The organism is Janthinobacterium sp. SUN206 (assembly GCF_030587305.1).
Taxonomy (GTDB): domain Bacteria; phylum Pseudomonadota; class Gammaproteobacteria; order Burkholderiales; family Burkholderiaceae_D; genus Janthinobacterium; species Janthinobacterium kumbetense.
Window position 1 is genome coordinate 2,037,728 of sequence record NZ_JAPWIB010000001.1, and the last position, 22,699, is coordinate 2,060,426.

Here is a 22,699-nt window from a genome sequence, read left to right on the forward strand (position 1 = left end):
AGCAGCTTACTCGAATGGGTGGCGCAGCACGATCGTTTCTTCACGATCCGGACCGGTCGAAACCATGTCCACCGGCACGCCGACCAGTTCTTCGATGCGCTTGATGTAAGCGCGGGCCGTTGCCGGCAGGGCCGCCAGCGATTTCGCGCCGACCGTGCTTTCCGTCCAGCCTGGCATCTCTTCGTACACGGGTACGCAGCGGGCGGCTTCTTCGGCGCCCGATGGGAAGATGTCCGTGGCCACGCCGTCGATGGTGTAGCCGGTACACAATTTCAAGGTTTCGATACCGTCCAGCACGTCCAGCTTGGTCAGGCACATGCCCGTCACGCCGTTGATCTGCACGGAGCGGCGCAGCAAGGCGGCGTCGAACCAGCCGCAGCGGCGGGCGCGGCCCGTCACGGTGCCGAATTCATGGCCGACTTGCGCCAGGTGGTGGCCGACGCCTGCATCCGTTGGCAGTTCCGAAGGGAACGGGCCGGAACCGACGCGCGTCGTGTACGCCTTGGTGATGCCCATGATGTAGTGCAGCATGCCAGGACCGACGCCCGAACCGGCGGCGGCATTGCCGGCCACGCAGTTCGACGAGGTGACGAACGGATAGGTGCCGTGGTCGACGTCGAGCAGGGAACCCTGCGCGCCTTCGAACAGCAGGTTCGCGCCGGCCTTGTGCGCCTTGTACAGCGCGCTCGACACGTCGGTGACCATCGGGCGCAGACGCGGCACATAGGCCAGCGCGTCGTCGAGGGTCTTCTGATAATCGATGCGCGGAGCCTTCAGGTAGTGCTCCAGCACAAAGTTGTGGTAATCGAGGTTTTCCGCCAGTTTTTCGGCGAAACGGGCTTCGTTCAGCAAGTCGGCGACGCGGATGGCGCGGCGCGCCACTTTGTCTTCGTAGGCCGGGCCGATGCCCTTGCCCGTGGTGCCGATCTTGGCCGCGCCGCGCGCCGCTTCACGGGCCAGGTCGAGTGCCGAGTGGTAAGGTAGGATGACCGGTGCGGCATCCGACACTTTCAGACGCGAAGCGACTTCGACGCCGACGGCTTCGAGCTTGTCGATTTCGCGCAGCACGTCCGGCACGGAAACGACCACGCCGTTACCGATGTAGCAGGCGACGCCTGGGCGCATGATGCCCGACGGGATCAGCTGCAGCGCGGTTTTCACGCCGCCGATGACCAGCGTGTGGCCTGCATTGTGGCCGCCCTGGAAGCGCACCACACCCTGGGCGTGATCGGTCAACCAATCGACGATCTTGCCTTTACCTTCATCGCCCCATTGGGTGCCGATGACAACAACGTTCTTTGCCATAATTTTCTTTGACATCACTCAACCTAAGTTTTTAAGAATCCAGCTACTACCATTATCGGCAAGTACCAGCACGCGATCGCACTCGAACTCGTCTTGTTCATTACTGTGACCCGGCATACTCTGGATCACGACCTCGCCCGCCTTGCGCAACTCGGCGATTTTTTCCTTCAATTCTGGCGCGCTGCCCCACGGCGCGCGGATCGAATGCTTCCGTTCCGCGGTCGGCAACAGGCGCGCCAGTTCGCGCAAATCGAGCGAGAAGCCGGTCGCGGGACGAGCCCGGCCGAACGCTTCGCCGACGTGGTCATAACGGCCGCCGCGCGCAACCGCGTTCGGCAAGCCAGGTACATACAGCGCAAACATCGCGCCGCTTTCATATTGGTAGCCGCGCAGGTCGGCCAGGTCGATCGCCACTTCGGCGCGGCCCAGCGCGGAACCGGCCAGCGCGGCCAGTTCGGCCAGCGCCTTGAGCACGCCCGGCAGCGGCGGCAGCACTTCGCGCGCACGCGCCAGCACGTCGATATCGCCATACAGGTTCGGCAGGGCCAGCAGCGCATCGCGCGTCACGGCGTCGTAGCCGGCCGTCAGGGCGCGCAAGCCCGGCGCATCTTTCGCGCGCAGCAGGGTGTACAGCGCAGCCTCGTCGCGCACGGCAGCGGCGTCTTGCGCAATGATAGCGCGCAACAGGCCGACGTGCGACAAATCCAGGCGGACCGCGTCGAAACCGGCCAGTGCCAGCGAAGCGAGCGCCAGTTCCTGGATCTCGGCATCCGCTTCCAGGCCCGCGTGGCCATAGATCTCGGCGCCGATCTGCAGCGGTTCGCGGGTGGCGTGCAGGCCCGACGGACGGGTATGCAGCACGCTGCCGGCGTAGCACAGGCGGGTGACGGTGGCACGGTTGAGCAGGTGGGCGTCGATGCGCGCCACTTGCGTCGTCATATCGGCGCGCAGGCCGAGCATGCGGCCCGACAGCTGGTCGACCAGTTTGAACGTGCGCAGGTCGGTATCCTTGCCAGCGCCAGTCATCAGCGATTCCAGATACTCGAGCAGCGGCGGCATGACCAGTTCATATCCGTACAGACGGAAATTATCCAGCATGAGGCGGCGCAGCTCTTCGATCTTGCGCGCTTCCGACGGCAGAACATCGGCAATATTTTCGGGCAAAAGCCAATTCGGCATGAGGGAGCGAGATACGGAAGAAAGTTGAAAAAATGCATCATGCGAGGCAGCGGCGGGCGCGCCAGGCAAGAGGCCGAACCTGATATTTTACGCGAAAACACGGGCCTTTAGGGATAAGTTGTCCGAAACGCTGCCGCACAGCCCTAAAAACACCGCATTTTACGCCTTCCCGCAACAGCGTGGCGGGCACAAAAAAACGGGGCCGGCATTCACGCCGGCCCCGCTGCTGCCGCACCCGACCTTGCGGCCGGGAGCAGTCTGGATGCTGCCTTACTTCTTGGCCGGACCGGCTGCGCCGCCACCCTTGAAGTACTTGAAGAATTCCGAACTCGGATCGACCACCATCACGTCGCCCTTGTCCTTGAACGTGGCGCGGTAGGCTTCCAGGCTGCGGTAGAACTTGTAGAACTCCGGATTCTTGCCAAACGCTTCCGCATAGATCTGCGACGCCTTGGCATCGCCCTCGCCGCGGATCTTCTCGGCTTCGCGATACGCTTCGGCCAGGATCACCGTGCGCTGCTTGTCGGCGTCGGCGCGGATTTTTTCGGAGTCGGCCGAACCGGTCGAACGCAGCTCATTGGCCACGCGCACGCGCTCGGACTTCATGCGCTCGTACACGGAGTTGTTGATCTGCTCGACGTAGTCGACGCGTTTCAGGCGCACGTCGACGATTTCCACGCCGATGGCCTTCGCTTCCGCCGAAACCTTCGCCAGGATCGCTTCCATCACCTTGCCGCGCTGGCCCGAGATCACTTCGCGCACGGTGCGCTTGGTGATTTCATCGTTCAGCGCCGCCTTGACGATTTGCGACATGCGGTTGCGGGCCGGCTTTTCATCGCCGCCAAAGCTGCGGAAATACAGCCGTGGATCGGCGATGCGCCATTTCACATACGCGTCGACGAGGATGTTCTTCTTCTCGGCCGTGATGAAGCGTTCCGGCTCCGGCGTATCCAGGGTCAGGATGCGCTTGTCCAGGTACAGCACGTTCTGGAACGGCGGCGGCAGCTTGAAATACAGGCCCGGCGTGCTGATGACTTCCTTGACTTCGCCGAGGGCGAAGACGACCGCATACTTACGCTGGTCGACCACGAACACGGTCGAGGACAAGAGCATGATCGCGATAAAGCCCGCGATCAGGGCGGCTACGATACGGTTCATTAGCGGCTCTCCCGTTCACGCGAAGAGCGGCTGTCGCGGCGCGTATTGACTTCTACTGTCGGCATGGCTTCCTGTGGCAAAACGGTGTTGGCTGCGGGTGTCGCGGCAGCACGGGCGGCGGCAGCGGCAGCGTCGGTGGCAGCCGTCTGGGCGATCAGCTTGTCGAGCGGCAGGTACAGCAGATTGCTGCCCGTCTTCGCGTCGACCATGACCTTGCTGGCACTGCTGAACACTTGCTGCATCGTCTCGAGGTACATGCGGTCGCGCGTGACGACCGGCGCCTTCTGGTACTCGACCAGCACCTGCTTGAAGCGCGAGGCATTACCGGCGGCGTTCTCGGTCACCATCGCGCTGTACGCGGCAGCTTCCTCCATCAGGCGGAATGCGGCGCCGCGCGCTTTTGGAATGACGTCGTTGGCGTAAGCCTGGCCTTCATTCTTCTGGCGTTCGCGGTCCTGGCCTGCCTTGACCGCATCGTCGAAGGCGGCTTGCACCTGCTCCGGCGGCTGCACGGCCTGCATCGTCACGTTGGTGATGACGGCACCGACCTTGTAGCGGTCGAGGATCTGCTGCATCAGCTGCTGCGTATCGTACGCCACCTTTTCGCGGCCTTCATACAGCACGAAGTCCATCTTGCTGCGGCCGACCACTTCGCGGATCGCCGTTTCGGCGACCTGGCGCAGGGTGTCTTCCTGGTCGCGCGTATTGAACAGCCACGCGACCGGGTCTTTCAGGGTGTATTGCACCGCGAACTGGATGTCGATGATGTTTTCATCGTCCGTCAGCATCAGCGATTCGCTGGCCTGCTTGTTGCGCAGCGACTGGCGGTAACCCACTTCCACCGTGCGCACCTGCGACACATTGACGGTTTCGTCGGTCTGGAACGGGTACGGCCAGCGCCAGTTGAAACCGGCCGGCGTGGTGTGGCTGTACTTGCCGAACGTGAGCACGACGCCGTTCTGGCCCTCTTGCACGATGAAGGCGCCGCTGGCGAGCCAGATGAAGACGGCGATCACGCCGACCACGCCGGCGGTGATGCCGGCGCCCTTCATGTCGGGACGCGGACCACCGCCGCCGCCGTTGTTATTGCCGCCGTTGTCGGGACGGTTCTTCTGTCCGAAAAAGGCGTTCAGGCGCTGATTGAAATCGCGCCACAACTGATCGAGGTCCGGCGGACCTTCGCCGGGCTTTTTGCCTTCTTGGGCTTTCTTGCCGTCGTCCTTGCGATTGCCCCAGCGGGGATCGTTCAGGGACAACTTCAAGCCTGTTTTTTTGAGTAGGGAGACAAGCATAACTATCGTGTTCCGACTTGGGAGTGGGTGGAAATCCTATCGTCCTCGCCAGGCTCTTCGTCCTGGTCCGGGGCGGCGCCATCGTGCTGGTCGTACTGACCGTCAAACTGATCTTCCTGCAGTGCTTCATCGTTCTGGTACAGGTGGGCCGAACCGGGCGCCTTCCTGGCCATCTCGACTATCGCATCGCGCAGCAGGTCGAGCCCGCTGCCCTTCTGCGCACTGACGAACACGCGACTGATCGTAGCATATTCATCGCGCTCCACCGAAGGCTCCAGCCCGGCCGCATCGATCTTGTTCCACACGAGGATTTGCGGAATATGATCGGCGCCGATCTCTTTCAAGACCAGGTTGACCTGCTCGATCTGCTCCATGCGCACCGGCGACGCGGCGTCGACGACGTGCAGCAGCAAATCGGCATGGATGGTTTCTTCGAGCGTGGCGCGGAAGGCCGCCACCAGCTGATGCGGCAATTCGCGCACGAAGCCGACCGTGTCGGAGATCACCACATTGCCCACGTCCTGGCCCAGGTAAACCCGGCGCGAGGTGGTGTCGAGGGTGGCGAACAACTGGTCGGCGACATACACGCCGGCCTTGGTCACGGCATTGAACAGCGTCGACTTTCCGGCATTGGTATAGCCGACCAGGGACACGGAAAATGTGTGATTGCGGCCGCGCGCGCGGCGCTGCGTTTCGCGCTGCTTGTGCAGCTTTTCCAGGCGCGCGCGCAAGGCCTTGACGCGGTCGCCGATCAGCCGGCGGTCGGTCTCGAGCTGCGTCTCGCCGGGACCGCGCAAGCCGATACCGCCCTTTTGCCGCTCAAGGTGGGTCCAGCCGCGGATCAGGCGCGTGGCCAGATGCTGCAGCTGGGCCAGCTCGACTTGCAGCTTGCCCTCGTGGCTCTTGGCGCGCTGCGCGAAGATGTCGAGGATCAGGCTGGTACGGTCGAGCACGCGCACATTCAGGCGCTTTTCCAGATTGCGCTGCTGTGCTGGCGAGAGGGCATGGTTGAAGATGACGATTTCCAGGCCATCGTTGACGACGACGTCGCCAATTTCATCGGCCTTGCCGCTGCCGACGAAATACGCGGAATCCGGACTGGAACGCTTGGCCGTGATGGTGGAAATCGGGTCGGCGCCAGCCGAACGCGACAACAGCATGAGTTCCTCCATGCTGGCGGCGAAGTCGCTGTGACCGAAGTCAACCCCGACTAGTGCCGCGCGCATGATGGCAACTGATGAGTTGTGGCGGACGCCGACGCCGATGCAAACGCATCAGCGCCGCTGGCGCTGACGGGGGCGATGGAGGGTGAAAGGCGCTGGGCCGTCAAGCTCAACGCTTTACTCCGCTTCAGATTCAATATTGAGATTGACGGCACGGGCCGGCACCACTGTCGAGATGGCATGCTTGTACACCATCTGTGTCACCGTATTGCGCAGCAATACGACATATTGATCGAACGATTCGATATGGCCCTGCAATTTAATGCCATTGACCAGGTAGATCGAGACAGGAACATGCTCTTTGCGTAATGCATTGAGGAATGGGTCTTGTAACAGTTGCCCTTTGTTGCTCATAACAGCTCCGTTGTTTATGTTGTTGTGTAAGAATTGGAGGCGACTCGCTTGATTTCAAGTGCTCTCACACCTTTCAAAGAAAGAAAGATGCGTCATAGCTACTGTAACCTGTTTTCGCGATCGCTGTCGCGCATGGCGCATTAACACTTTATTATTTCCGTGCAAAAGCCATTGAATTGGCTGTCGGCGCCGCATTATCTCTGCGGCGCCTTAATATGCACTTAATTTTACTTGCTTGGCGTGCGTGCGAACGGGTTTTTACCCGTGCGCAATTCGATACGCAGCGGCGTGCCGACCAGCGCAAACGTATCGCGGAAATGTTTTTCCAGATAGCGTTTGTAAGGATCGCCGACGGCGTCGAGCGCATTGCCGTGAATGACGATCACAGGCGGGTTCATGCCGCCCTGGTGGGCATAACGCAGCTTCGGACGAATCGAGCCCTTGCGGCGCGGTTCCTGCTTCTCCACGGCCTCGATCAGGGCGCGCGTCAGCTTCGGCGTCGACAGGTCGCACATGGCGGCTGCATACGCGGCGTTGAGCGATTTCATCAGCGGACCGATGTTGGTGCCCTTCAGCGCGGAAATGAAATGCATTTGCGCGAACGACAGGAAATCGAGCTTGCGGTCGATATCGATCTTGATTTCATCGCGCTGGTGCGATTGCAAACCATCCCATTTATTCACGGCCACGACCAGCGCGCGGCCCGATTCCAGGATAAAGCCGGCGATATGCGCATCCTGCTCGGAAATATCTTGCTGCGCGTCAAGCATCAGCACGACCACGTTGGCTTCGGAAATCGACTGCAGGGTTTTCACCACCGAGAATTTCTCGATCGCTTCAAACACCTTGCCGCGGCGGCGGATACCGGCCGTGTCGATCAAGGTGTATTGCTGGCCATCGCGCTCGAACGGGATTTCGATCGAATCGCGCGTCGTGCCCGGCATGTCGAAGGCGATCACGCGCTCTTCGCCCAGCAGGGTGTTGATCAAGGTCGACTTGCCCACGTTCGGACGGCCGACGAGGGCGATCTTGATGCCGCGGTCGGTCTTTTCCAGCTCTTCAGGCTCATCCGGACGCTGCGCGAACGCCAGGTCCAGCATCACTTCGACGAGGTCGTTGACGCCGTCGCCGTGCGCCGACGAGATCGCATACGGATCGCCCATGCCCAATTCATAGAATTCGGACACGACGGCCGTGTAGCGCATGCCTTCGCTTTTGTTGACCACCAGCAAGACCGGGCGGCCGCTCTTGCGCAGGAAGTCGACGATGGTCTTGTCATGCGGGGTCAGGCCCTGACGGCCGTCCACGATGAACACCACCACGTCGGCCTCGGCCACGGCCTGCTTGGTCTGCAGTGCCATCTGGTGCATGATGCCTTCCTTGGCGACGGGTTCGAAACCACCCGTATCGATGACCAGGAAGGGACGTTCGCCGACACGGCCTTCGCCATAGTGACGATCGCGCGTCAACCCAGGCAAATCCGCCACCAGCGCATCGCGCGAGCGGGTCAGACGATTGAATAAAGTCGATTTCCCAACATTGGGTCGACCTACTAGTGCAATTACCGGCTTCATTGTATTACTCGACCGCGAGAGCGGTCACTGTCCCTGATTGGGTTTGAAAAATCAAATTCGAACCGGCAACAACGGGAGCCGAAACAATCGGGCTACCGTCGGTGCTGACACGACCTATTAATGCGCCATCTTCCCGTGACAGGAAGTGGATATAACCTTGATAGTCGCCGACGGCGACGCTGCGGCCGTAGGAGGCCGGCGTCGACAGGCGGCGGCGCGCCAGCGCCTCATTCTTCCAGGCGCTCTGGCCGCCTTCGCGGCTGAACGCCACCACGGCGCCCTGGTCATCGGCAACAAACACGAAACGCTGGTCGACGGCCACGCCCACATCGGACGAGATCGGCTTGGTCCAGCGCGGCACGCCCGTGGCGGCATCGAAGCAGCCTGCCTTGCCCTGGTACGTGACGACGCACACTTCGCCTTCGAACGCCACCGGCGTGCCGGCGATGTCGGAGACGCGCTCCAGTTCGGTAGCGCCGCGCGGTTCGCTGACGACGATCTCCCAGCGTACCACACCAGTAGCCGCCGTCAGTGCCAGCAGCTTGCCGCCCGGCTGGGCCACGTAGATATTCGCGCCGCCCAGCACCATGCCCGGCGCATTGCGCAAGGTCAAGGCCGGCGTGGCGCGCTGTACCGTCCACTTGCGCTCGCCCGTCTTGGCGTCGAAGCCGACGATGCGGTTGTCCACGCTGCGCACCACGACCACGCCCTGCCCCACGACGGGCGCCGTCAATACTTCGCTGGACGCCTGTGCCTTCCACAGTTGCTTGCCATCGGCGTCGAACGCCAGTACGGCGCCCTTGGCGGCGCCCACGGCCACCAGCGCGCCATCGCTGCCGGCGCTCGAGGTGATGTCGCTGCCGGCCTTGATGCGCCACGTTTCACGGCCGCTGGCCGCATCCAGGCGCGCCAGCGCGCCATCCGCATTGACCACGTACAGGCTGTTGCCGGCCAGCGCAGGCGTAAACGCGTACACGCCGGCCTTGCCGATCGAATACTTCCAGGCGTCGCGCACGGCGATGCTCGATTTTAACTCGACCAGCTTGGCCGGTTCGACTTTCGGATCTTTCGAGGCGAACGGGTTCCAGGACGAGCAACCGGCCATCAGGGCCAACAGACTTGCAGCTACCAGCTTTTCAGTGACACGCATAAGTGTTATCCAACCTTTTTCTTGTACTTGTAAGGGCAAGGCCGGCGGCGCACAACGCCGCGCGGCCACGCCATCAGTGTTCCTGTCAGGCGGCAGCCTTGTCAGCCTTGGCCTTGTCTTCCGGTACCGTACCGCCGATCGCTTCCAGTTTGACCTGGATCAATTGACGGCCTGGATTGTTCTTGTCCGTCGCGGCCAGCGCGGCCAGGTAAGCCGTGCGTGCCTCGGCCAGCTTGTTTTGCGCCACCAGGACGTCGCCCTTGCGGTCGGCCACGGCGCCGGCAAATTGCGCCACGGAAGCCGTCGCCAGCACTTTCAGCGCTTCATCGTAGGCTTTTTCATCCAGCAAGACGCCGGCCAGGCGCAGCTTGGCGATGGATTTGTACTCTTCCGTGCCATGCTCGGCCACCCATTGCAGCTGGGTCTTGGCCGTTTTCAGGTCATTCGCATCGAATGCCACCTTGGCCGCGGACAGGGCGCTCATCTGTGCATACGCCGTGCCGCTGAAGCGCGATTGCATGTCGCCGGCCGCGCGCATCACCTTGGCCGTGTCCTTGGCGGCGATGGCGTTCTGCAGTTCGTCGTACAGCTGGCCCGCTTGCGCAGCCTGCGTGCGCTGGTAGTACTGCCAGCCAGCCCAGCCGCTGTAGCCTGCCAGCGCCACGATCAGGACCCAGGAGGTCAGATTGCCATTGCGCTGCCACCAGGCCTTGAGGGTTGCCAGTTGTTCTTGTTCTTCGTGATCGTATGCCATGGGTCGTCAGTTTTAATGAGTAGTTGATCGAGGGTAGAACGGTATTGCTTCAAATCAATGGTGGTGATGCACGTGGCCGCCAGGACCGTGGTCATGGCCGCAATCGTGGTCGCCGATGATCTGGTCCACCACGTAGTCGACGACATCGTCGAACGGCACCGTGTTCTGTTGCGCACCGGCATCGGCTTCGCGCATGGCTTTCACCGTCGCGACATTATTGGCGATTTCATCGTCGCCCATGATCACGGCAAACGCCGCGCCGCTGGCATCCGCCTTTTTCATTTGTGTCTTGAAGCTGCCGCCGCCGTTGCTCGCTGCGCAATGTAGCACAACGTCCAGGCCCGCATCGCGAATCCGCTCGGCCAGCACGAAGGCTTGCAAGCCTGCCTGCTCGCCCTGGTGCACCAGGTAGACGTCGCACTGGGCCGGGGCTTCCGGCTCGGCTGCATCCTTCATCAGCAGCACCAGACGTTCCACGCCCATGCCGAAACCGACGGCGGGCGTCGATTTGCCGCCGAACATTTCCACCATGCCATCATAGCGGCCACCGGCGCAGACCGTGCCTTGCGCGCCCAGCTTGTCGCTGACCCACTCGAACACGGTGCGGTTGTAGTAGTCGAGGCCGCGCACCAGGCGTGGATTGATGGTGAACGGAATGTTGTTGTGGTTCAAGATCTTCTGCACGCCGTGGAAGTGGGCCAGCGATTCTTCGCCCAGGTAGTCCAGCAGCTTCGGCGCGCCATTGACCAGGTCCTGCATGGCAGGGTTCTTGGTGTCGAGGATGCGCAGCGGATTGCTATGCAGGCGGCGCTTGGCTTCTTCGTCGAGCAGCTCGCTGTGGCTTTCCAGGTAGGCGATCAGGTCGGCGCGGTGGCGCAGGCGCTCGGCCGCGTCGCCGATCGAGTTCAATTCCAGGCGGATGCCTTCCAGGCCCAGATCATCCCACAGGCGGCGCGACAGCATGATGATTTCCGCGTCGATATCCGGGCCCGTGAAACCGATGGCTTCCACGCCGAACTGGTGGAACTGGCGGTAGCGGCCTTTTTGCGGGCGCTCGTGGCGGAACATCTGGCCCTTGTACCACAGGCGTTTCGGGCCTTCGTAGACGAGGTTGTGCTCGACCACGGCGCGCACCACGCCGGCAGTGCCTTCAGGGCGCAGGGTCAGGTTGTCGCCGTTCATCGAATCGGTGAACGAATACATTTCCTTTTCAACAATATCGGTCACGGCGCCGATGGCGCGCGCGAACAATTTCGTTTCTTCCACGATCGGCGTGCGGATTTGCTGGAAGCCATAGCTTTGCAGCACGGATTGCGCCGTATTTTCAAACAATTCCCACAACGGGGCATCGGCGGGCAGCACGTCATTCATGCCCTTCACCGCGGTAATTTTATCGAATTTCTTATTTTCGGACATAGTGTTCTTCTTTACTTTTTTATTGGATCAGGCTCAGACGGCAACCGTGTTTCCATAGTGACTCTTTACATAATTCAAGACGATGTCCTGGAATTCCTCGACGATGCGTTCGCCGCGCAGGGTGACGACTTTTTCGCCGTCGACAAACACGGGTGCGGCCGGCGACTCGCCCGTGCCGGGCAGGCTGATGCCGATGTTCGCATGCTTCGATTCGCCGGGACCGTTGACGATGCAGCCCATGACGGCCACGTTCATCGCTTCCACGCCCGGATACGACTTTTTCCACTCCGGCATCTGCTCGCGCAGATACGTCTGGATGTTGTCGGCCAGCTCCTGGAAGGTGGTCGACGTCGTGCGGCCGCAACCGGGACAGGCGATCACCATGGGCGCGAACTTGCGCAAGCCCATGGTTTGCAGGATTTCCTGGCCGACGATGACTTCGCGCGTGCGGTCGCCGCCCGGTTCCGGGGTAAGCGAAATGCGGATGGTGTCGCCGATGCCCTCTTGCAACAGCACGGCCAAGGCCGCCGTCGAGGCGACGATGCCCTTGCTGCCCATGCCCGCTTCCGTCAAGCCCAGGTGCAGCGGATAGTCGCAGCGCTGCGCCAGCTCGCGGTACACGGCGATCAGGTCCTGCACGCCAGAAACCTTGCACGACAGGATGATCTTGTCGCGCGCCAGGCCCAGCTCTTCGGCGCGCACGGCGTTTTCAATGGCCGACGTCACCAGTGCCTCATACATGACGGCTTGCGCCGGCCACGGTTCGGCACGGCCCGCGTTTTCATCCATGATGCGCGCCAGCAAGGCCTGGTCCAGGCTGCCCCAGTTCACGCCGATGCGCACCGGCTTGTCATAACGGCAAGCCGCTTCGATCATTTGCGCGAATTGCGTGTCGCGCTTGGCGCCCTTGCCCACGTTGCCCGGATTGATACGGTACTTCGACAGCGCGCGCGCGCAATCGGGGTAATCGTTGAGCAGGGTATGACCGTTATAGTGAAAATCGCCCACCAGCGGCACGTCGATATCCATCTTGTCGAGCTGCTCGCGGATATAGGGCACGGCCGCGGCCGCCTCCGGACGGTCCACCGTCAGGCGCACCAGTTCCGAACCGGCACGCGCCAATTCCTTGATCTGGATCGCTGTGCCGATGGCGTCGGCCGTATCCGTGTTCGTCATCGACTGCACCACCACGGGGGCGTCGCCGCCCACCCATATCTGGCGCTGGCCGTGCGCGATCAACACCTTGCGGCTGTCGCGCCGGCCGGATGGACCGGAGCCGATCGCTGTTTTCGAGGTAGCCATAATATTATCTTCTGAGTTTGCTTGAACGATTACTGCAATTATTTGATGCTGACACGGGAAATCGTGCCACCGGCAACGGTCGGCAAGTCCAGCTTGGCGCCGCGCAAAGTTGCCTGCACGACACCAGGCTTGCCCACCACCAAGGTGGCCGGACCGGTGATATCGAACGTTTCCGTGCTGCCCGCCTTGACCATACGCGAAATCAGCGGCGAGGTGCCGGGACGGCGAATTTCCACCCAGGAATCCTGCTCCACCTTCAGCACCAGCGCATTCGCGCCCACGGCAGCCGCCGGCGGCGTGACGGCGGCCGTGGCCGCTGGCGTCAATGCTGGCGTCAATGCTGGCGTCGTTGCCGGCGCAGCTGCTGGCGGCACGGCGGCGGCCGGCGCCGAAGCGATGGCGGAGGCCGGAGCACCCGTCTGCGTATCGTTGCCTGGCGGCGGCGGCACGGAAATCAGGGGCACGGACGGCGACTGCACGGGCGTCAAATCCTGGCCCGGCTTGATCAGGGTCGTTTCCACGGGACCCACTTCCGCATGCGCCGTTTCTTTCTCGACATGCGCGGACAGCAGGCTGGTCGGCACATAGCCGAGCTTATAGGCGCCAAAGGCGGCCGCCACGACAACAGCCACGGCGCCGGCGATCCAGAGGGGAGTCTGGTTCGACGAACGCTGCGTCATCGACGGGAAGCGCGATTCGGAAAACGTGGCGGAAATCTCGCGCCGCACGGGCGCGGCCGGATCTTGCGCCGGCGCCGGATGGACTTCGATCATGGCCACCAGCGGCGCCGCGTCGAGGCGCACCACCTTGGCGTAGGCGCGCACGAAACCGCGCACCACGGCCACGTTCGGCAAAGCCGCCATGTCGCCCTCTTCCAGCGCGATCACCTGGCGCGGCGCCAGCTTGAGCTGGTCGGCCACCTGTTCCACCGGCCAGCCCAGCGCTTCGCGCTGCGCCTTCAACTGTGCGCCTGCCAACGCAAGATTGCCCTGGGGCTGCTGCTGAGGCGTTTCTGCCCACTCTGAATTCATTGGTATCCCTGTCTCACTCATCAAACGCCCCATTTTGATAAGCAGCATATTCGGGGGAGCCGGAATGGTGGTTGCGCAAATGCGCCCCCAGGCCAGCTTCCGCACCCGCATCCCCGAGCTTATGCTGCACCTTGATCCCGAGCCACAGCACATCGGCCGTCTGGCTCTCCATTGTTGCTATCCTGCCGAGCCGCTGCAAATAATAAGCCGCTTGCCGGTAGTCTTGCTGTTGGTAATACACGCGCACCAGGCCGGCGTTCGTCACTGCCACGTCCGGTGCGATGCGCACGGCGCGCATCAAATATGCGCCCGCACGCGGGTAATCGTTCAGGGCCAGGCTGCAAGCGCCCCCATTGTTGAGCGCTTTTTCCGGCGACACATACGCCGCATCGGCCAAGGCCGCATCGAAATACGCCAGCGATTGCGCGGCGCGTCCCGTCTGGCACAAAAACAGGCCGTAATTATTGCTCAACTCAGGATTGTGGGGCGCAAGGCGCAAAGCGTAAAGGAAATCTTTCTCAGCAGGCACAGTTTGCCGCTGGGCCGCGAGGATCAGGGCGCGCACGCCATAGGCTTGCGCATCGTTCGGCGCCAGTTGCACGGCCTGTTCCGCTTCCGCCAGGGCCACGTCGAGCTGGCCTTGCGCATAATACGCGCTGGCCAGCTGCAAGCGCAGCGCGGCACGCTCCTGCGTACTCGCCAGCACCTCCTGGCGCAAGGCGGCGCCCGCATCGACGGGAGCGGAAGCACAGCCGACCAGCAGCACGGCCAGGCAAACAGCGGCCACAGCGAGCGAGCGTTGGTAAGCCATGCCTTCCCTCATCAGGAGCGGATTTCCACGATCTTGCCGAAATTGGCGCCAAATTTTTGTTGATACTCAGTCATCTTTTCCATGCGTTCCTGCACCCGCGTGCGGTCCTTGACTTCGCCGGCCAGCTGGCCGCAGGCCGCATCGATATCGTCGCCGCGCGTCTTGCGCACGGTGGTGATGATGCCGCCATCCATCAGCACCTGGGCAAAGGCCTTGATGCGCGGGTTTTTCGAGCGGAACAGGCCCGACTCGGGGAAAGGATTGAACGGGATCAGGTTGAACTTGCAGTTCACGCCGAACTCGCGGTCTTGCACCAGCGCCAGCAGTTCGCGCGCGTGCTCGTCGCTGTCGTTGACGCCGTCCAGCATGCAGTATTCGAAGGTAATGAAATCGCGCGGGGCGAATTCCAGGTAGCGCTTGCAGGCCGCCATCAATTCCTTCAGCGGGTATTTCTTGTTTAGTGGAATCAAACCGTCGCGCAAGGCATCGTTCGAGGCGTGCAGCGAGACGGCCAGGGCCACCGGCACTTCCTGCGACAGCTTGTCCATCATCGGCACCACGCCCGACGTCGACAGGGTTACGCGGCGGCGCGACAGGCCGTAAGCGTTGTCGTCGAGCATCAATTTCAAGGCCGTGACGGTCGGCTCAAAGTTCAGCAGGGGCTCGCCCATGCCCATCATCACCACGTTGGTGATCTGGCGCTCGCCTTTCGGGCCCGGTTCGATGCCCTTGGTGCGGCGCAATTCGAATTCGGCCATCCACAGCTGGCCGATGATCTCGCCAACACTGAGGTTGCGGTTGAAGCCTTGCTTGCCCGTCGAGCAGAAACGGCAGTTCACGGCGCAGCCGGCCTGGGTCGAGATGCACAGGGTGCCGCGGTTTTCTTCCGGAATGAACACGGTTTCCACGGCATTGCCATTGCCCACGTTGACCAGCCACTTGCGCGTGCCATCCGTTGACGTGTGGTCGCTGATGATGGCCGGGGCGCGCACTTCGGCGCGCGTGGCCAGCTTGTCGCGCAGCGACTTGGCCAGGTCCGTCATGGCGTCGAAATCGGAAGCGCCGAACTGGTGTATCCAACGTTGCAATTGTTTCGCACGAAACGGTTTCTCTCCCAACTCGGCGCAGTAGGCGATGAGTTGCGCGGGATCAAGGTCCAGCAAGTTGGTGAGGGTCGTCGTATTCATGATCATGTCTATTCTAAAAATCCGTCCCCGCGCGCATCCGGAGCGAAAGCTCCACAGCGCAGCGGGAACAGGGGGTGATAAGTTATTTCACAGATAACGCCAGGAAATAACGTTATCTAAGGCAATTAAGCCTTCAGTTCTGGGAAGAAGTAAGCGATTTCCACTTTAGCAGCTTCGACAGCGTCGGAACCGTGTACGGCGTTAGCGTCGATCGAATCGGCGAAATCGGCGCGGATCGTGCCTTTTTCTGCTTTCTTCGGATCGGTCGCGCCCATCAGGTCACGGTGGGCCAGAACGGCGTTTTCGCCTTCCAGGGCTTGGATCATGACTGGACCGGAAACCATGAAGTCGACCAGATCCTTGAAGAAGCCGCGTTCTTTGTGCGCTGCGTAGAAGCCTTCAGCTTGTTCGCGCGACAGTTGGGTCATGCGTGCTGCAACGATTTTCAGGCCAGCGTTTTCAAAACGGGAGTAGATTTGACCGATTACGTTTTTTGCAACTGCGTCTGGTTTGATGATCGACAGGGTGCGTTCGATTGCCATGTGTGAAAACTCCAATAAAAAGTAAGGTTTAAAACGGTAAATTGATAACTCAATCAACCTTTGATTTTACCATACTCCACCCCATATCACCCAGACAGGCAGGGGGCATCCTTCCCTGCCGCTTGAGTTTAATGAAATCTTAAGCTGCTTTTTTGGCAAATTCCGGCCCTCATGCTATCCTTGGGCAAAGCAGTAATTTGAATTGACAACACGGAGGCACTATGAATCAGAACATGCAACGCACCTTTGACCTGTCGGGGGGCATGCAGCAAGTCCGCCATCAGGTCTTGCGCAACACTTACTGGCTGCTGGCGCTGTCCATGATCCCGACCGTGCTGGGCGCCTTCATCGGCGTGCAGATGCATTTGCCGATGCTGACCGGCGGCATGGGTTTCATCATCTTCATGGCCGTCGCATTCGGCTTCATGTACGCGATTGAAAAGACCAAGAACTCGGGCCTCGGCGTCGCCGTCCTGCTGGGCTTTACCTTCTTCATGGGCCTGATGCTCACGCCTATCCTGACGCGCACCCTGGGCTATTCGAACGGCGGCATGCTGATCATGACGGCATTCGGCGGCACGGCCACCATCCTGGCCGTGATGGCGACCATCGCCACGGTCTCGAAGCGCGACTTCTCCGCCATGGGTAAATGGCTGTTCGCCGGCGTGATCGTGCTGATCCTGGCATCGGTAGCAAATATTTTCCTGGGCCTCTCGGCACTGTCGATCGTGATCTCCATGGTCGCCATCGCCATCTTCTCGGCTTACATCCTGTATGACGTGCAGCAAATCATCAACGGCGGCGAGACCAACTACATTTCGGCCACCCTGCGCATCTACCTGGACGTGTACAACATCTTCACCAGCCTGTTGTCGCTCCTGGGTTTCGCCGGCGGCAGCCGCGACTAAGAATAAGCATTGCGCTTGAACAAAAAGCCGACCTTCGGGTCGGCTTTTTTACGCCTGTCGCATCTACTTGCCCTTTTCCGCCACCTCCAGCAGGCAGGCGCGGGCGCGGTCCAGGGTCGGGTTGTCGCGTTGGGCCGCATACACGGCGTAGGCGGAATGCGAGAACTCGGGCGCGTCGCGCACGCGAAACAGGAGGCCCGCATCGAGATAGGGTTGCGCGCTGCCGATACGGAAGTAACTGGCGCCGCCCACGTCCAGCAGATACACGAGCGCCAGCGGCCCCAGCGAGATCGAGATGGGCGGGCTGCTCAGCTCCGGATACGCGGCCTGGTGATTGGCGGCGAAACTGGGGCCCCAGTCCACGTACACATACGTATCGGCCTGCATCTGGCCGTCATCGCGCGTGGTCACCATCACCAGCTTTTCCTCGGCCAGCAATTCGCTGGCCAGGCCCGGACGCTGGGGCGGGTTGTACAGCACGGCCAGGTCGAGCGAGCCGTCGTGCACGGCGTCGAGCAGGCGCGCGGGACTGTCGACTTCCGCGCGCAGGGCGATCTCGGGGCAGTCGCGGCTCATGCGTATCAACCAGTCGCCGAGCAACGGCTGCCACAAGCTCAACTCGCAGCCGATGCTGACGGCGTCGTCGCGCCCCGGCGGCAAGGCCACCTGGTGGCGCGCCCGCTCCCACACCTGCACCATGGTGGCCGCGTGGCGCATGAAGCGCTCGCCGGCCGGCGTCAGGCGCGCGCCCGCCTTGTTGCGCACGAACAATTGGCGCCCCAACTGCTGCTCCAGGGTGCGGATGCGGGCGCTGACAGCCGTCTGCGTCACATGCATGCGTTCGGCGGCCATGATGAAGCTGCCGCAGGAAGCCACTTCCAGGAAGGTACGCGCTTGATTGATATCCATCAATCCATCATATCAGTTGCCGCACATCTCAACTGACACGCTCGTAGCCACCGAGCACGCCCTGCTTCGACAAGACCCATTGCCACAGCTGCAAATCGCGCGCGCGGAAGGCGCCCGCGCAGGACAGCAGATAGTATGACCACATGCGGTGGAAGCGTTCGCCCAGCTGGGCGGCAAAGCGGGGCCACGCCTGCTCGAAATTCGCATGCCAGGCCATCAGGGTCTTGTCATAGTCGGCGCCGAAGTTGTGCAAGTCTTCGGCCACAAATAAATCGTCCATGGCGTCGCCGATCTGGCCCAGCGACGGCAAGTCGCCGTTCGGGAAGATGTATTTGTCGATCCACGGATCGCACGTGGAATGGCGTTTATTTTTGCCGATCGTGTGCAGCAGGAACAGGCCATCGTCTTCCAGGCAGCGGTGCGCCACTTCCATGAAGGTGCGGTGGTTTTTGTGGCCCACGTGCTCGAACATGCCGATGCTGACGATGCGGTCGAATTTTTCATCGGTGTCGCGGTAATCCTGCAGGCGGAAGTCCAGGCGCTCGCCGCCCGGCATGCCGCGCGCATACGCGGCCTGCTCTTTCGAGATCGTCACACCCACGCACTGCACCTGGTATTTTTCCGCCGCATAGCGCATGAAACTGCCCCAGCCGCAGCCGATGTCGAGCACGCGCATGCCGGGTTCCAGCCCGAGCTTGCGGCAGATCAAATCGAGCTTCGCTTCCTGCGCCTCGGCCAGGTTGCCGGCATCCTTCCAGTAGCCGCAGGTATAGGTCATGCGCGGATCGAGCATGGCCGCATAGAAGGCATTGCCCAGGTCGTAGTGTTCCTTGCCCACCATCCAGGCGCGGCGCTCCGTCTGCAAGTTGAACAGGCGCGCGTACAGCGCGTGAAACGCCAGGCGCATGGGGCGCACATCGTCGGCCACCCTGGCGCGCAGCAAATGGCAAAAGAATTCATCGAGCTGCTGCGCATCCCAGTCGCCGTCCATGTACGCTTCGCCCAGCCCCAGGTTGCCGCTGGCGAAGGCGCGCTCCGGCACGCCCGGCTTGCGCAGCTGCATGTCCCAGGCGGCGCGGCCATTCAAATGGATGTCGGCCTTCGCCAGCAATTCGGCCGCTTCGCGCGTCAGCCGCGTGTCCACGGTGATTTTCGGTGTTTGCTGCAACTGCATTGCTGCTTGTGTCGTGTGCTGCGTGTTCATGCCCTGCCGCCTCCAGATGGTTGTCGGTGCTGGCGCGCGCCGACAAAGCCCATCAGCGGCCCGGCGCCGCGCCAGCCATAAAATTATCCGCCCGCCATCGCCATCTGGATAATGAAACATCATGGTCATTCATATCAAAATAATTGCTGCAAAATGATTTGAATCAATTATTTTATGGAAATATTTTATACAAGTATGGCCCCGTAACATGCAAAAAGCCGCCCGTAAGGCGGCTGTTCGCGGCAGGTTCGCGCCATGCGGCGCCACGATCAAAAGTCGTGATTCGATGGGTACTTGCTGTAAAAATCGTTATCCCATCTGAAATTGGTAAACGCCACCGTCATCGATACGTCGAGCGCTTCGACGAAATGCCAGCAGCCGACGGGCAGGAACAGGATCTCGCCCGGCGCCAGCACGCATTCGCGCACTTGCACGTCGGCCATCAGCGGATAGCGCCGCAGGTCGATGTCGCGCCCGTCGACGGGCGTAAAGCAGTGGCGCTGGTTGTACACGCGCGCCACCTCGCAGGCGGCCATGATGCGTAGCCGCTTGCGCCCCTTGACCTGGGCCATGAAGTTGTTCGTCAGGTCGTGGTGGAACGGCGTCACCGTGCCGGCCGGGCCGAACCACAGGAAACCTGTAGGCCCGCCACCCTGCTCCAGGTATTCGGGCAGCTGGCCGATATCGTCCCACAGCTCGCGCAAGGCTTGGCGGTTCTGCGAATTGTTATTCGCCGTCATGTAGAAATCGTTGGTCGCGCCGCTGGTCTCGACCAGGCTGGCGTACTCGCCGAACGCCATCTTGCGCTTGTGCGCCACGCTGTTCATTTCATACTGGGCATCCGCTTCGCGGCCAAACTGCACTTCCACTTCGCGCTGCGCGTAATGCTCGCGGAAATACGCGGGACTCCATTTCGCTATGGCGGGCCAGTCATCCATCATGCCCGTGATGATGACGGGCTGGTTGGTGGAATAGTATTCGTCCAGGAATTCCTGCGCGGACAGCTTGTCGCGGCGGGGAATCTCGGGGGTGCGCAGGTGGTTCAGCTTGCGCTGGATGTCGATCACCCAGTCGCGCTTGGCCAGGCGGTTCGACAGGCGCACGGCGCCGGCCAGGTAGGGACTCTGCAGCGCCAGCTCGATTTCGCGGCGCGCCAGGGGCGCCGCGATGCCGGCCTGCTGCAGCACCGGCATCAGCGCCGACGGATGGCTGCCCAGCATGAGGTTTTCCGCGATCCAGCTGCGCCACTCGCGGCTCAGCTCCTGCTCCTGCTCCTGCTGCTGCTTCTGCTTGACTCCGAATGTCGATACCGCCGCCATCGCCCGCCTCCCGTGTTTTTATATGAATAAGCGGCCGGACAGCATGGCTATCCGGCCGCGTCTTACGCTACATCAACATTACCGCACTTTCCACACCTCGGTTGCCAGCACGCCATTCGCGTCGCCATCGAGTTCCCACGAGAACGCGCCGCGCAAGCCCTGGTCCTTGACGTATTTCACCTTGGTGCCGATGACGGTCGGATCGTCATAGCTCCACCACTGGCCGCCCGCCCCCGTGTACAGGTACAGCTGCTTGGTCACGGGATGGTAGTAGCGCGTGCCGGCCTTGGCGACGAGGATTTTATAGTCCTCGATGCCCGACTCGTAGGTGCCTGGCGCCGTGCCCGTGGCCGCCTGGTACAGGCCATCGCCATTCGGTCCCGGCGCCACGCCCGTCCAGCCGCGGCCATAGAACGGTATGCCCAGCAGCAGCTTGTCGCGCGGCACGCCGGCGGCAATCATGTACTGCACCGCCTTGTCGCCCACGTATTCGCGCGCCATGCCTGTCGACGGATCGGCAGGGTCGGCAAACAGCTGGGCGTTGAAGTTGGTACTGTTTTCCCAACCGCCGTGGAAGTCGTAGGTCATCAGGTTGATCCAATCCATGTACTGCGAGTACAGGGCCGGTTCCGTGTTGTCGATCTTGTCCTTGCCGGCACCGACAGCGGCCGTCAACAGGTAACGCTTGCCGTTGGCGGCGCCGAGCGCATCGAGCTGGGCGCGGAATTCCGCCATCAGCAAGGTGAAATTGCGCTTGTCGTTGGGGCTGACCGTGTTGTACGGCTGGCCGCCGCCGACCGGATATTCCCAGTCGATGTCGATGCCGTCAAAGATATTCGCCGCCGCGCCCACGCCGCCGCGACCGCCCTGCACCGGCAGGTTGCCCTTGATGTAGATGTCGATGCACGAGCGCACCATCTGCTTGCGCAGCGCATCCGTGGCGGAACCGACGGAGAAGTTCTTCGACCAGCTCCAGCCGCCCAGCGAGATGAACAGTTTCAAGTTCGGGTGCGCCGCCTTGAGCTTTCTCAACTGCAGGAAGTTGCCCGACAAGGGAGCATCCCAAGGAATCGCCTGGCCATCGACGGTGCGCTTCGGCGTGCGGATGTAGTCGGCCTCGGCATCGCCGCCCGTGCCCGCATCCGGCGAATTCGGATTCGTCGCGCCCGGCTCCGTCTTGGTGATCATGGCGCATTCATAGCCGCCGTTTTTCGGATAGATATTGCCGAAAGCGTAGTTGATGAAGGTCAACTTGTCGGCCACGCCGCTGGTATGCACGTTCGCCACTTCATAGTCGCGGCCATACACGCCCCATTGGGCGAAATAGGAACCGACTTCGCGGCCCGTTGGCGTCGGGGTCGGGGTCGGGGTCGGTGTTGGAGTAGGCGTTGGGGTCGGCGTCGGGGTCGGTGTTGGCGTCGGCGTAGGCGTTGGCGTCGGGGTAGGCGTGGTGCTGCAGATCTCCAGGCTGGTCCATGGCTTGCCCGTGCCGGCGGCACCGCTGCTGGTCGACGGATTATCGCCCTGCGTCCAGTAATTGGCGCGGTAATTCGTGCCCGCATAGCTGACGGTGGCGCCCGCGCTGTAGGCCGTGCCGGCCACCCACGCCAGCGCGCACGTGCCGCCGGTTGGCGTTGGCGTCGGGGTGGGCGTCGGATTCGGGGTAGGCGCCGGTGTCGGCGTGGGCGTGGGCGTCGGGGTCGGTGTCGGCGTAGGAGTTGGCGTGGTGCCGCCATCGCACGTGCCGCCTGCGCTCCACAGGCTAGGCGTGGAAACGGGGTTCCAACCCGAGCCCACGTGATCGGTCTGCGTCACCAGGGCCGTGTAGTTGGCGCCCAGGTAGGTGACCACCGTACCCGCGTTATACGTGCCGCCCTCTTGCCACGGCACGCACGCGACCACCGTGCTGGCCGCCAGCAATTGCGAACCTGCCGGCGCGCCGGCGTCACCACCGCCGCCGCAGGCCGCCAGCACGCCACCGCTGGCCAGACATACCATCATGTTCCTGATCGTTTTCTTGAGTATTAAATTTTCCACGTTGTCTCCTGTTCAGGTTTGCGGAAATACCACTCTGCTTCAAT

20 protein-coding genes are annotated in these 22,699 nt (G+C 62.0%); 1 reads left to right on the top strand and 19 read right to left on the bottom strand.

Going from position 1 to position 22,699, the window contains the following annotated elements:
* Positions 1–6: 6 nt before the first annotated feature.
* From O3300_RS09240 to ndk, 15 genes are all read right to left on the bottom strand, one after another.
* Positions 7–1,320: an adenylosuccinate synthase gene (locus O3300_RS09240; protein WP_086147765.1), complete on the bottom strand. Its 1,314-nt coding sequence runs from the start codon at positions 1,318–1,320 to the stop codon at positions 7–9.
* A gap of 3 nt (positions 1,321–1,323) precedes the next feature.
* Positions 1,324–2,484 (bottom strand): ATP phosphoribosyltransferase regulatory subunit, encoded by a 1,161-nt coding sequence (locus tag O3300_RS09245; protein WP_099667092.1) that lies wholly within the window; start codon positions 2,482–2,484, stop codon positions 1,324–1,326.
* A 270-nt stretch (positions 2,485–2,754) separates the two neighbouring features.
* On the bottom strand, positions 2,755–3,642 hold the full coding sequence (gene hflC, locus O3300_RS09250; RefSeq protein WP_099667091.1) for a protease modulator HflC: 888 nt from the start codon (positions 3,640–3,642) through the stop codon (positions 2,755–2,757).
* Complete coding sequence (gene hflK, locus O3300_RS09255) at positions 3,642–4,934, bottom strand: FtsH protease activity modulator HflK (protein ID WP_070254060.1); 1,293 nt, start codon at positions 4,932–4,934, stop codon at positions 3,642–3,644. Before hflK ends, hflC begins: the two co-directional genes overlap by 1 nt.
* A 2-nt stretch (positions 4,935–4,936) precedes the next feature.
* Positions 4,937–6,160 (bottom strand): GTPase HflX, encoded by a 1,224-nt coding sequence (hflX, locus tag O3300_RS09260; RefSeq protein WP_251350515.1) that lies wholly within the window; start codon positions 6,158–6,160, stop codon positions 4,937–4,939.
* A 114-nt stretch (positions 6,161–6,274) separates the two neighbouring features.
* On the bottom strand, positions 6,275–6,511 hold the full coding sequence (gene hfq / locus O3300_RS09265; protein ID WP_008450615.1) for an RNA chaperone Hfq: 237 nt from the start codon (positions 6,509–6,511) through the stop codon (positions 6,275–6,277).
* Positions 6,512–6,738: 227 nt separating this feature from the next.
* Entirely contained in the window at positions 6,739–8,085 is a 1,347-nt protein-coding gene (der, locus tag O3300_RS09270) for a ribosome biogenesis GTPase Der (protein WP_070221915.1), read from the bottom strand.
* A 4-nt stretch (positions 8,086–8,089) separates the two neighbouring features.
* Positions 8,090–9,235, bottom strand: coding sequence for an outer membrane protein assembly factor BamB (gene bamB, locus O3300_RS09275; RefSeq protein ID WP_099667089.1), 1,146 nt, complete (start codon positions 9,233–9,235; stop codon positions 8,090–8,092).
* Positions 9,236–9,320: 85 nt separating this feature from the next.
* Positions 9,321–9,989, bottom strand: a complete 669-nt coding sequence (locus tag O3300_RS09280) for a tetratricopeptide repeat protein (protein ID WP_099667088.1) — start codon at positions 9,987–9,989, stop codon at positions 9,321–9,323.
* A 54-nt stretch (positions 9,990–10,043) separates the two neighbouring features.
* Positions 10,044–11,405, bottom strand: coding sequence for a histidine--tRNA ligase (gene hisS, locus O3300_RS09285; RefSeq protein WP_099667087.1), 1,362 nt, complete (start codon positions 11,403–11,405; stop codon positions 10,044–10,046).
* Positions 11,406–11,438: 33 nt separating this feature from the next.
* Positions 11,439–12,707 carry a flavodoxin-dependent (E)-4-hydroxy-3-methylbut-2-enyl-diphosphate synthase gene (gene ispG / locus O3300_RS09290; RefSeq protein ID WP_305052764.1) on the bottom strand — a complete coding sequence of 423 codons (1,269 nt, stop codon included), beginning with the start codon at positions 12,705–12,707 and terminating at the stop codon, positions 11,439–11,441.
* Between the two features lie 38 nt (positions 12,708–12,745).
* Entirely contained in the window at positions 12,746–13,684 is a 939-nt protein-coding gene (locus tag O3300_RS09295; protein WP_369812269.1) for a helix-turn-helix domain-containing protein, read from the bottom strand.
* Between the two features lie 67 nt (positions 13,685–13,751).
* Positions 13,752–14,549 carry a type IV pilus biogenesis/stability protein PilW gene (gene pilW / locus O3300_RS09300; RefSeq protein ID WP_305052766.1) on the bottom strand — a complete coding sequence of 266 codons (798 nt, stop codon included), beginning with the start codon at positions 14,547–14,549 and terminating at the stop codon, positions 13,752–13,754.
* Between the two features lie 11 nt (positions 14,550–14,560).
* The gene (rlmN, locus tag O3300_RS09305; protein ID WP_305052767.1) at positions 14,561–15,736 is read right to left on the bottom strand and encodes a 23S rRNA (adenine(2503)-C(2))-methyltransferase RlmN; all 1,176 of its coding nucleotides are present in this window, start codon (positions 15,734–15,736) and stop codon (positions 14,561–14,563) included.
* A 125-nt stretch (positions 15,737–15,861) separates the two neighbouring features.
* Positions 15,862–16,278, bottom strand: coding sequence for a nucleoside-diphosphate kinase (ndk, locus tag O3300_RS09310; RefSeq protein ID WP_034752036.1), 417 nt, complete (start codon positions 16,276–16,278; stop codon positions 15,862–15,864).
* A gap of 221 nt (positions 16,279–16,499) precedes the next feature.
* Between ndk and O3300_RS09315 the strand changes: the two genes are divergently transcribed.
* Positions 16,500–17,186 carry a Bax inhibitor-1/YccA family protein gene (locus tag O3300_RS09315; RefSeq protein WP_034752039.1) on the top strand — a complete coding sequence of 229 codons (687 nt, stop codon included), beginning with the start codon at positions 16,500–16,502 and terminating at the stop codon, positions 17,184–17,186.
* A gap of 63 nt (positions 17,187–17,249) precedes the next feature.
* On the opposite strand, the gene O3300_RS09320 is transcribed toward O3300_RS09315, so the two are convergent.
* The 4 genes from O3300_RS09320 to O3300_RS09335 form a co-directional block, all read right to left on the bottom strand.
* Positions 17,250–18,095, bottom strand: coding sequence for a LysR family transcriptional regulator (locus O3300_RS09320; protein ID WP_099667084.1), 846 nt, complete (start codon positions 18,093–18,095; stop codon positions 17,250–17,252).
* Between the two features lie 28 nt (positions 18,096–18,123).
* The gene (gene cfa / locus O3300_RS09325; protein ID WP_099667083.1) at positions 18,124–19,269 is read right to left on the bottom strand and encodes a cyclopropane fatty acyl phospholipid synthase; all 1,146 of its coding nucleotides are present in this window, start codon (positions 19,267–19,269) and stop codon (positions 18,124–18,126) included.
* 299 nt (positions 19,270–19,568) lie between these two features.
* Positions 19,569–20,618, bottom strand: a complete 1,050-nt coding sequence (locus O3300_RS09330; protein WP_289898508.1) for a cupin-like domain-containing protein — start codon at positions 20,616–20,618, stop codon at positions 19,569–19,571.
* Positions 20,619–20,696: 78 nt separating this feature from the next.
* Entirely contained in the window at positions 20,697–22,655 is a 1,959-nt protein-coding gene (locus O3300_RS09335; RefSeq protein WP_305052768.1) for a glycosyl hydrolase family 18 protein, read from the bottom strand.
* Between the last annotated feature and the right edge of the window lie 44 nt (positions 22,656–22,699).

What these genes read in the sequence shown, in the direction of transcription:
- O3300_RS09240 (WP_086147765.1), bottom strand. Translation starts at nt 1,320, where the DNA reads ATGTCAAAGAAAATTATGGCAAAGAACGTTGTTGTCATCGGCACCCAA.
- O3300_RS09245 (WP_099667092.1), bottom strand. Translation starts at nt 2,484, where the DNA reads ATGCCGAATTGGCTTTTGCCCGAAAATATTGCCGATGTTCTGCCGTCG.
- hflC (WP_099667091.1), bottom strand. Translation starts at nt 3,642, where the DNA reads ATGAACCGTATCGTAGCCGCCCTGATCGCGGGCTTTATCGCGATCATG.
- hflK (WP_070254060.1), bottom strand. Translation starts at nt 4,934, where the DNA reads ATGCTTGTCTCCCTACTCAAAAAAACAGGCTTGAAGTTGTCCCTGAAC.
- hflX (WP_251350515.1), bottom strand. Translation starts at nt 6,160, where the DNA reads ATGCGCGCGGCACTAGTCGGGGTTGACTTCGGTCACAGCGACTTCGCC.
- hfq (WP_008450615.1), bottom strand. Translation starts at nt 6,511, where the DNA reads ATGAGCAACAAAGGGCAACTGTTACAAGACCCATTCCTCAATGCATTA.
- der (WP_070221915.1), bottom strand. Translation starts at nt 8,085, where the DNA reads ATGAAGCCGGTAATTGCACTAGTAGGTCGACCCAATGTTGGGAAATCG.
- bamB (WP_099667089.1), bottom strand. Translation starts at nt 9,235, where the DNA reads ATGCGTGTCACTGAAAAGCTGGTAGCTGCAAGTCTGTTGGCCCTGATG.
- O3300_RS09280 (WP_099667088.1), bottom strand. Translation starts at nt 9,989, where the DNA reads ATGGCATACGATCACGAAGAACAAGAACAACTGGCAACCCTCAAGGCC.
- hisS (WP_099667087.1), bottom strand. Translation starts at nt 11,405, where the DNA reads ATGTCCGAAAATAAGAAATTCGATAAAATTACCGCGGTGAAGGGCATG.
- ispG (WP_305052764.1), bottom strand. Translation starts at nt 12,707, where the DNA reads ATGGCTACCTCGAAAACAGCGATCGGCTCCGGTCCATCCGGCCGGCGC.
- pilW (WP_305052766.1), bottom strand. Translation starts at nt 14,549, where the DNA reads ATGGCTTACCAACGCTCGCTCGCTGTGGCCGCTGTTTGCCTGGCCGTG.
- rlmN (WP_305052767.1), bottom strand. Translation starts at nt 15,736, where the DNA reads ATGAATACGACGACCCTCACCAACTTGCTGGACCTTGATCCCGCGCAA.
- ndk (WP_034752036.1), bottom strand. Translation starts at nt 16,278, where the DNA reads ATGGCAATCGAACGCACCCTGTCGATCATCAAACCAGACGCAGTTGCA.
- O3300_RS09315 (WP_034752039.1), top strand. Translation starts at nt 16,500, where the DNA reads ATGAATCAGAACATGCAACGCACCTTTGACCTGTCGGGGGGCATGCAG.
- O3300_RS09320 (WP_099667084.1), bottom strand. Translation starts at nt 18,095, where the DNA reads ATGGATATCAATCAAGCGCGTACCTTCCTGGAAGTGGCTTCCTGCGGC.
- cfa (WP_099667083.1), bottom strand. Translation starts at nt 19,269, where the DNA reads ATGCAGTTGCAGCAAACACCGAAAATCACCGTGGACACGCGGCTGACG.
- O3300_RS09330 (WP_289898508.1), bottom strand. Translation starts at nt 20,618, where the DNA reads ATGGCGGCGGTATCGACATTCGGAGTCAAGCAGAAGCAGCAGCAGGAG.